Source organism: Stenotrophomonas maltophilia group sp. Smal12, assembly GCF_037079935.1.
Classification (GTDB): domain Bacteria; phylum Pseudomonadota; class Gammaproteobacteria; order Xanthomonadales; family Xanthomonadaceae; genus Stenotrophomonas; species Stenotrophomonas sepilia.
In genome coordinates, this window is sequence record NZ_JBAWUK010000042.1 from 35110 (window position 1) to 41879 (window position 6770).

Consider the following 6770-nt stretch of genomic DNA (forward strand, 5'->3'; position numbering starts at 1 on the left):
CTTTCCCGCATGCCAACCAAGGTTGGCATCTACCAAACGATCATCCACGCGCGGCGTGGATCTACCGCACGCACCCGGCCACCGCCGGCACCTTCGGCACCGCCAACCGGTACACGTCCACGCCACCGGCGCGCGGCGCCTTTGCCGCGCTGCTGGCCACCATCATCTCGCCGGGCCTGGCGTTGTCGATCACCGGCGCGCCGGTCCAGCCGCCGGCCTGGTTGAACGATAGTCCCAGCGGCTGCAGCGCCACACCGCTCCACGCACAGCCGCTGCTCCAGACCTGCGCGGTACTGCCGTGGCCGCGGCTGAACACCACGGCGCCGTCATGGCCCAGCCAGTCGCCGTCGGTCTCGTCGTCGGCGCTGTTCAGCGCGCTCAGTGCGGTGGCCGGGCCACGCACGCCCTGCGCATCCAGCGTCGCCACGAACAGGTCCCAGCCGGCGCCATGGCCCTGCTGGCGGGCAAACAACAGCTGCTTGCCATCCGCGCTCAGGGCCGGTCCGCGCTCTTCCCGGCGCCCGCCGTCACCGGCCAGCGGCTGCGCCGGGCCCAGCCGGCCATCGGAGGCCAGCGCAGCGCGGTACAGCGCCAGCGCGCCCTCGCGACCGGCCGCGAACAGCAGCCAGCGGCCGTCACGGCTGAAGTAGGGATCGCGGGCTTCACCGGTCACGCCGACCGGCAGTGCCTGTGCCTGCTGCCAACGACCGTCGACCACGCGTGCCTCCCACAGGCCCCAGCCGGCTTCGCCGCGGCGGGCGAACACGATGCGCTGGCCATCGGCGCTGATCGCGGCGCGGCCCTCGTCGGCGCGGGTCGAGACCACGCCCATGCCTTCGATGCCGTACTCGTTCAACGCCATCGCCACGGGGGCAGAGAGTAGACTGGCGGCAAGCACCAGCAGGGGCGGGGTGATGCGCATCATCCGGTTCCATGCACGAACAGAGCATCAGTCTAGCCAGCTTGAGGATTCCATGACCGACCGTTACGCCGTCTTCGGACACCCCGTCGCCCATTCGAAGTCGCCGCAGATCCATGCGACGTTCGGTCGCCAGGAAGGCATCGCCATCGACTATCGCGCGATCGACCTGGCCCCGGAGGCGTTCCTGGCCGGCCTGGAGGCCTTCGCTGCCGAGGGCGGTGTCGGCGCCAACGTCACCCTGCCACACAAGGAAGCCGCGTTCTCGGCATGCACCACGCTGACCGCACGGGCGCGCCGCGCCGGCTCGGTCAACACGCTGCTGCGCAAGGGCGACCGCTGGCACGGCGACACCACCGATGGCATCGGCCTGGTGCGCGACCTGACCGACCGCCACGGCCTGGACCTGCGTGGCCGCCGCGTGCTGATGATCGGCGCCGGTGGCTCGGCGCGCAGCGTCGCCCCGGCGCTGCTGGATGCCGGCATCACCGAACTGGTGGTGGTGAACCGCACACCGGAGCGCGCCGATGAACTGATCGACGCGATGGGCGAGCCGGGCCGCGCGATCAGCCGCTACTGGGAAGACCTGCGCGAGCTGGGCGACTTCGAACTGATCGTCAATGCCACCTCGGCCGGCCGCGACCGCGACGTCGAGTTCAAGCTGCCGCTGTCGCTGGTCAATTCGATGACCACTGCCGTCGACCTGAACTACGGCGAGGCCGCCATCGCCTTCCTGGCCTGGGCCCGTGCGGCGCAGTGCCGTAACACCGTCGACGGCTTGGGCATGCTGGTCGAGCAGGCTGCCGAGAGCTTCCTGCAGTGGCACGGCGTACGCCCGCAGACCGACGAGGTCTACCAGGCGCTGCGCCAGGGCCCGGCTGTGTTGGCCGGCGAGGACTGATCGATGGACGGCACGACCCTGATGGTGACCGTGCTGAGCATGGTCGGTGTGCGCCTGCCGGTGCTGATCGCGCTGTGCGTCGGCCTGGTCTGGGTGGTCGGCGCGCCGCGCGATGCGACCCGCACCGGCGCGCTGGTCGGCCTGCTGCTGTTGCTGTTGTCCAGCCTGGGCGGCCTGGCCGCGGGCCTCCTGCCGATGTGGCTGGTCAGCAGTGGCAACTTCAGCGCCATCTCGGGCATGAGCGCCATCTTCGGCGTACTGCACTTCGCGCTGGCGATGGTCGAGGCCATCGGCGTGGTGCTGCTGGTGTGGGCGCTGGTGCGCCTGCTGCGGCTGCGCGGCAACGCGGTGCAGTGACACCCCGGTGACGGCCCAGGGCCGTCGCCAGCAGCGTACGGTGTGTTCATCCAGCCGCCGGGCGTCGCCGCTGCCCCGTTCAGACAGCCAGCGGCGGCGGACATGGCCGGCCATGCGACAATGACCGGCCCGATCCAGCCACGGTAATTCCCGGCGTGACCGAAACCGTCGCCGCTCCGCGCACGCTCGATGACACCTTGAAGGACGCGATCCGCAAGGCGTACACGACGCTGCAGGCCAATACTCCCGGCTTCTCCACCCGCCGCTCGCAGAGCCAGATGATCGGCGTGGTGTCGCGCGCGCTGTCGAAGAGCGGCGGCGTTGGCGTGGTCGAGGCGCCGACCGGCGTCGGCAAGAGCCTGGGTTACCTCACCGCGGGCGTACCGATTGCGCTGGCCACCAGGAAGAAGCTGGTGATCAGCACCGGCACCGTGGCGCTGCAGTCGCAGCTGGTCGAGCGGGATATCCCGAATTTCCTCAAGGCCACCGGCCTGGAAGCAACCGTGGCGCTGGCCAAGGGCCGTACCCGCTACCTGTGCACGCGCAACGCGGCCGAAGCACAGGGCGAGGGCTCGCAGGGCGGCATGTTCGAGGAGGATGCACCACTGTTCGACCGGCCGCTGGCGCCGATCGAGATGGACATCGCCAAGCGCCTGACCGATGCCTTTACCGGCGGCAGCTGGGACGGCGATATCGACAATGCGCCGGAGACCATCAGCCCCGGCCTGCGCAGCCGCATCACCACGCCGGCTTCGGGCTGCGCCGGGCGCCGTTGTGCGTATTCGGCGCAGTGCGCGGTGCTGCGTTCGCGCAATACCGTGCGCGATGCGCAGATCGTGGTCACCAACCACGCGCTGCTGCTGTCGGCGCTGTCGATCGGCGACAGCGACAACGGTCAGCCGTTGATCGCGCCGCCGTCGGACATGCTGCTGGTGCTGGACGAAGGCCATCACATCGGCAACGTGGCGATCGACCAGGGCGCGGCCAGCCTCGCGCTGGATGAAATGGCCAAGCGCACCGGCCGCCTGCAGATCCTGATTGCCGGTGCCTACCGCGCGGTCGACAAGGACCGCCTCGGCAACCTGCTGCCGAACGAAGCGATCGAGGTGGCCAGCAACGTCGCCAAGCAGCTGCGCGCGTTCCGCGATCACATCGAGCGGGTGTGGATGCCGGCGCCGGCGGACGAGGAGCCGATGTGGCGTGCGGCCAATGGACGCCTGCCCGAGGCCTGGCGCGAGCCGATCGAGGCACTGGCCGACGAGACCCGCAGCCTCTACAACTGGGCGCACGCCGCCACCGCGCAGGTGGCCAAGGGCAAGCCGGACGATGCCGCGCGCGAGCGCCTGCAGCGCAACCTGGGCATGGCGCTGGAAATGATCGAGCAACAGTACAGCCTGTGGCAGGCGTGGCGCCGCGAGGACAAGGATGGCGCGCCGCCGATGGCGCGCTGGGTCACCGCCACCCGCGACGGCGACCTGGTGCTGCACGGCTCGCCGGTGTCGGCCGCGCACGTGCTGCGCAAGCTGCTGTGGGATGAAGTGGATTCGGTGGTGATGACCTCGGCGACGCTGACCGGTGGTGGCGATTTCCAGTCGCTGGCGATCGACAACGGCATCCCCGAGGAGGCCGAGATGGTCTCGCTGTCGTCGCCGTTCGACCTGCCCAACCAGGCCGAGCTGATCGTGCCGAAGTTTCCGGTCACCCCCGACGATCGCGAAGGCCATCCCCGCGAAGTGGCGCGCTACCTGGACACCGAGTTGGACTGGGCCAAGGGCTCGATGGTGCTGTTCACCTCACGCTGGAAGATGGAAAAGGTGGCCGGCCTGATGCCGGCCGCGCGGCGCAAGCAGGTGCTGGTGCAGGGCGAGATGTCCAAGACCCGGCTGATCGAAGAGCACCTGCGCCGCGTCGCTGCCGGCGAAGGCTCGGTACTGTTCGGCCTGAACTCGTTCGGCGAAGGCCTCGACCTGCCCGGCGAAGCCTGCACCACGGTGGTGATCACCCAGGTACCGTTCGCGGTGCCGACTGATCCGCAGACCGCCACGCTCAGCGAATGGTTCGAAGGCCGCGGGCTCAATGCGTTCAACCTGATCGCCATTCCGCACGCGCTGCGCACGCTGACCCAGTTCGCCGGCCGCCTGATCCGCACCTCCACCGACACCGGCCGCGTGATCATCCTCGATTCGCGGCTGCTGACCCGCCGCTACGGCAAGCGCATCATCGACGCGCTGCCGCCGTTCAAGCGCGTGATCGGCTGAAAAAAGGGGACGGAGGGGATTAAGTCGTTTGAGGCACAAACGACTTAATCCCCTCCGTCCCTTTTTTAAGATGCCGGCCAGCGGCCGGCACTACCGGATCGGGATCAATCGCCGAGCAGGGCGGTGTTGCGTACGGCGCCCTTGTCGGCACTGGTGGCGAGCAGGGCGTAGGCCTTCAACGCGCTGGTGACCTTGCGCGGGCGCGGCGCACGCGGTTTCCAGCCGCGTGCATCGGCCTCGCTGCGGCGCTGGACCAGCGTGGTCTCATCCAGCAACAGGTCGATGCGGCGGGCCGGGATGTCGATGCGGATGCGGTCACCGTCTTCCACAAGCCCGATCGCGCCGCCACTGGCCGCTTCCGGCGAAACGTGGCCGATCGACAGTCCCGAGGTGCCACCGGAGAAGCGGCCGTCGGTGAGCAGCGCGCATTGCTTACCCAGTCCTTTCGACTTCAGGTAGCTGGTCGGGTACAGCATCTCCTGCATGCCAGGGCCGCCCTTCGGGCCCTCGTAACGGATCACCACGACGTCGCCCGGTTGTACCTCGTCGGCGAGGATGCCGGCGACGGCGGCGTCCTGGCTTTCATAGACGCGCGCGGGGCCTTCGAACACATGGATCGATTCGTCCACGCCGGCGGTTTTCACCACGCAGCCATCGACGGCCAGATTGCCGCGCAGCACAGCCAGGCCACCTTCCAGCGAATACGCATGCTGCAGCGAGCGGATACAGCCCTCGGCGCGGTCCAGGTCCAGCGCGGGCCAGCGCGTGGCCTGGCTGAAGGCCTCCTGCGTGGGGATGCCGGCCGGGCCGGCCTTGAAGAAGGTATGCAGGGTGTCGTTGTCACTGCGCACCACGTCCCAGCGTTCCAGCGCTTCGGCCAGGCTGGCGCTGTGCACGGTCGGCACTGTGGTATCGAGCAGGCCGGCGCGATCCAGTTCACCGAGGATGCCGAACACGCCGCCGGCGCGGTGCACGTCCTCGATGTGGTACTTCGGTGTGTTCGGCGCCACCTTGCACAGCTGCGGGACGCGTCGCGACAGCGCGTCGATGTGGGTCAGGTCGAAGTCGACCTCCGCTTCCTGCGCTGCGGCCAGCAGATGCAGGATGGTGTTGGTGGAGCCGCCCATGGCGATGTCCAGGGTCATCGCGTTGGCGAACGCGGCCTGGGTGGCGATCCCGCGCGGCAGCGCGCTCGGGTCTTCGCCGCCGTACCAGCGATGGCAGAGCTCGACGATCAGGCGGCCGGCGCGGCGGAACAGCGCCTCGCGGTCGGCATGGGTGGCCAGCGTAGTGCCGTTGCCGGGCAGCGACAGGCCCAGCGCTTCGGTCAGGCAGTTCATCGAGTTGGCGGTGAACATGCCCGAGCAGGAGCCGCAGGTGGGGCAGGCGCTGCGCTCGAACGCGGCGACTTTCTCGTCGGAGGCGCTGTCATCGGCGGCCACCACCATCGCATCGACCAGGTCCAGCTTGTGCTCGGACAGCTTTGTCTTGCCCGCTTCCATCGGCCCGCCGGAGACGAACACCACCGGGATGTCCAGGCGCAGCGCAGCCATCAGCATGCCGGGGGTGATCTTGTCGCAGTTGCTGATGCACACCAGCGCGTCGGCGCAGTGCGCGTTGACCATGTACTCCACGGCGTCGGCGATGATCTCGCGGCTGGGCAGCGAATACAGCATGCCGTCGTGGCCCATCGCGATGCCGTCGTCCACGGCGATGGTGTTGAATTCCTTGGCGACGCCACCGACCTGTTCGATTTCGCGCGCGACCAGCTGGCCGAGGTCCTTCAGGTGCACGTGGCCGGGCACGAACTGGGTGAAGGAGTTGGCGATGGCAATGATCGGCTTGTGGAAGTCGCCGTCCTTCATGCCGGTGGCACGCCACAGGGCGCGGGCGCCGGCCATGTTGCGGCCGGCGGTGGAGGTGCGGGAGCGGTATTCGGGCATGGCGGGCGGAACGGGCGGGCCGTACGACGTGGGGGTCAGCCGATCATGGCCAATTTTTTCGGTTGCTGCTGCAACCACCGGAGATGGTCCGGCCGGGCTGCGCCCGGCACCCGCAGAGGCAACGTCAACGTCAAAGGCGGGCATTCCGTGGGACAGCGGGGTGGGGGGGGGGGGGGGGGGGGGGGGGGGGGGGGGGGGGGGGGGGGGGGGGGGGGGGGGGGGGGGGGGGGGGGGGGGGGGGGCGCGGCCCGCCCCCCCCCCCCCCCTGTTGGGGTCGGGTTTGTGTCGGTGGGGGGGGGGGGGGTGGGGGGGGGGGGGTTGTGACTATTGTATGACTACACTACGATGCATATACTAGTGCACCAATAGAACAAAAACATCCTTTCTAATAT

The 6770-nt window shown here is 69.2% G+C and carries 5 protein-coding genes; 3 read left to right on the forward strand and 2 right to left on the reverse strand.

The features are described 5' to 3' along the window. Positions 1–61: 61 nt before the first annotated feature. Positions 62–925, reverse strand: a complete 864-nt coding sequence (locus WDC87_RS16740) for a hypothetical protein (RefSeq protein WP_252744797.1) — start codon at positions 923–925, stop codon at positions 62–64. Positions 926–974: 49 nt separating this feature from the next. Here WDC87_RS16740 and aroE point away from each other — a divergent pair, with 49 nt between their 5' ends. From aroE to dinG, 3 genes are all read left to right on the forward strand, one after another. Then, positions 975–1820, forward strand: a complete 846-nt coding sequence (gene aroE / locus WDC87_RS16745) for a shikimate dehydrogenase (protein WP_088497020.1) — start codon at positions 975–977, stop codon at positions 1818–1820. A gap of 3 nt (positions 1821–1823) precedes the next feature. Then, positions 1824–2177, forward strand: a complete 354-nt coding sequence (locus tag WDC87_RS16750) for a hypothetical protein (protein ID WP_049439388.1) — start codon at positions 1824–1826, stop codon at positions 2175–2177. 155 nt (positions 2178–2332) lie between these two features. Further along, positions 2333–4435, forward strand: coding sequence for an ATP-dependent DNA helicase DinG (gene dinG / locus WDC87_RS16755; protein WP_088497021.1), 2103 nt, complete (start codon positions 2333–2335; stop codon positions 4433–4435). 104 nt (positions 4436–4539) lie between these two features. Here dinG and ilvD read toward each other — a convergent pair whose 3' ends face one another. After that, on the reverse strand, positions 4540–6378 hold the full coding sequence (gene ilvD, locus WDC87_RS16760; protein ID WP_188241441.1) for a dihydroxy-acid dehydratase: 1839 nt from the start codon (positions 6376–6378) through the stop codon (positions 4540–4542). Between the last annotated feature and the right edge of the window lie 392 nt (positions 6379–6770).

Coding starts and splice junctions, on each gene's coding strand:
- WDC87_RS16740 (WP_252744797.1), bottom strand. CDS start 925: ATGATGCGCATCACCCCGCCCCTGCTGGTGCTTGCCGCCAGTCTACTC.
- aroE (WP_088497020.1), top strand. CDS start 975: ATGACCGACCGTTACGCCGTCTTCGGACACCCCGTCGCCCATTCGAAG.
- WDC87_RS16750 (WP_049439388.1), top strand. CDS start 1,824: ATGGACGGCACGACCCTGATGGTGACCGTGCTGAGCATGGTCGGTGTG.
- ilvD (WP_188241441.1), bottom strand. CDS start 6,378: ATGCCCGAATACCGCTCCCGCACCTCCACCGCCGGCCGCAACATGGCC.